3 protein-coding genes are annotated in these 1878 nt (G+C 60.9%); all 3 read right to left on the bottom strand.

What is annotated here, in order from left to right:
- Positions 1 to 468, bottom strand: a 468-nt coding sequence (locus CBW22_RS24075) for a TrbC family F-type conjugative pilus assembly protein (protein ID WP_088518086.1), incomplete at its 3' end; no start/stop codon positions are given.
- 10 nt (positions 469 to 478) lie between these two features.
- The gene (gene traU / locus CBW22_RS24070; protein WP_088518085.1) at positions 479 to 1471 is read right to left on the bottom strand and encodes a conjugal transfer pilus assembly protein TraU; all 993 of its coding nucleotides are present in this window, start codon (positions 1469 to 1471) and stop codon (positions 479 to 481) included.
- Positions 1468 to 1809 carry a hypothetical protein gene (locus CBW22_RS24065; RefSeq protein ID WP_088518084.1) on the bottom strand — a complete coding sequence of 114 codons (342 nt, stop codon included), beginning with the start codon at positions 1807 to 1809 and terminating at the stop codon, positions 1468 to 1470. The genes traU and CBW22_RS24065 overlap by 4 nt, the downstream gene beginning before the upstream one ends.
- Positions 1810 to 1878 lie beyond the last annotated feature (69 nt).

The following is a 1878-nucleotide window of genomic DNA, read 5'->3' as shown; positions in this document are numbered from 1 at the left end:
GCCGTACTGCTGAAACAGGGTCGGGTCAATCTGCACGCCCGCCTGCCTGTCCTTCTTCGACAGTTCAAACATCTTCTCTGCGGTCTGGCGAAAGTCGTTGTTCAGCAGCCCGCGCAGGGTTGCCGGAATGCCGAAGCGGCGGGCATCAGAGAGCATCGGCAGCAGCCCCTCTTCCGGAATGCCCAGGCTCACGAAATACACCGCGCGCGGGGTCTGACGGGTAGCGCTGTTCTGATCCGCCTGTCCGGCGGCTATCTCATTCTGCATCTGCGCAACCCGTCCCTGTTGCGCGTCCGGCAGGATGATGTTCATGCCCTGCAGCTGACTTTTAAACAGCGCGAGGTCGCGCTGCTGCTGTTTCATATACGCCATATCGTCGCCGGCAATCGCTGGCTGATCAGCTGCGCCCGCGTCCGCGCAAAGCAGGATGGTGCTGAAGGTCAGCGCCGTAATGAGTAAGGTTTTCATGGTCATTCCTTTACAGGTATACGCAGTTGCGCTTTCGCCACATCAGGTAGCCGAAGTTTTTCTTTGATGCGGGCGTGTTGTGCGTGCTGCCCCACAGCTGCGTGGTCGTGCCGAACGGGTGGCAGTCCGAAGGTTCGGGGTACATGTTCACCATCTGATACCGCCATCGGGACTTGGGGATGATCGGGGATGGATATTCGTAGCACACCGCCACGTCCGCCCCGACCGTCTCCATGACCAGGCCCTCGCGATGCAGCTTGAACGCCATGCGTTCGCTGACCAGCAGCGAAGCCTCCAGCGGAGAAAACTCGTTGCTGGTATAGCCCGTGAAGGGATACATCGAGCCCTGTGCGCCGGCGCACCAGAACAGCGGGTCCAGCGGCATGCCCGCGGTAGAAGCGATTGAGTCAGCCGCGCAGGCACCCTGCGCCAGCAGGTTACTGAAGAGCGCCACTTCCGGATTCAGGATCATGGCAAGCGTGCTGTCGTTCCAGAGCGGGTCCACTTCAGACAGGTAGGCAATGTCCATATCGCCGGTCTGCATGCAGCCCTCACTGGTAATAATGTTCAGCCAGAAAATCAGCGGATACTTGTACCAGTGCACGTGATAGAAGCTTCCGGGCGAGGGCGAATCACTCTGCCCGCCACGCCCGGTGCCGGTGCGTCCGAGGTCGATTTTAAAGCCCCCCATGTTCACCATGACGCCGGGCTCACGCGTGACGTCCGTCATGGCCAGCGGCTCCCAGAAGCCGATGGCCAGCCCCAGCCGGTAAAAAATGCCGTACGGGCAAAGCTGGATGGGCGAGGCGGGATTGGGTGTATCAGGATGCGCGCCGGATGCCAGCTGAATGCTGCCGAGCGTCATGGGAAACAGGCACTTCCAGCAGACGTCGCTGATCGGATTCACCCAGCGGCCGTCGCCGGCGTTGCTGGTTGCCGCCATCACCGGCTTTGCCATAATGCCCGCTGTCAGCAGGCACAGTATGAGGAGAAAGCGCTTCATGCGTCCTGTGCCTCCGCCTTTCGCCGCAGCCAGACGCACACCGGGCCTTCATCCGTATCGTGGATGCTGCCGGTAAACCAGCCCCCGCCAGGGGGTCCGGAAGGCTGCCACTGACTGCAGTTACCGGTTTTCCGGAAAACATCCATCATCCAGTCAGGCACGTCGTTTTCCATCCAGGTCGTCGCCGACTGCAGATTGTGTTCATCAAGCCAGGCATCGAATTCACCAGGCTGCGGATACTCATTGCCGCCTGCCGGCAGGAAAAAAGCAGGATGCGTCCAGCCGCCCCAGCGATCGCGCACGACCGGCTGAGCCGATATTTCAGCGGGGTGTGTCATAAGAGGAAATTCCGTGGTTGCGGCAGCCGGGCTGCCGGGGTCAGACGTTAATCAGGCCTGCCTGCGGGG

It is taken from the genome of Pantoea sp. VS1 (assembly GCF_002207995.1).
In the GTDB taxonomy this organism is placed as follows: Bacteria; Pseudomonadota; Gammaproteobacteria; order Enterobacterales; family Enterobacteriaceae; genus Pantoea; species Pantoea dispersa.
Note: the sequence above shows the minus strand (reverse complement) of the source record. Positions and strands in the feature narration are given on the sequence as shown.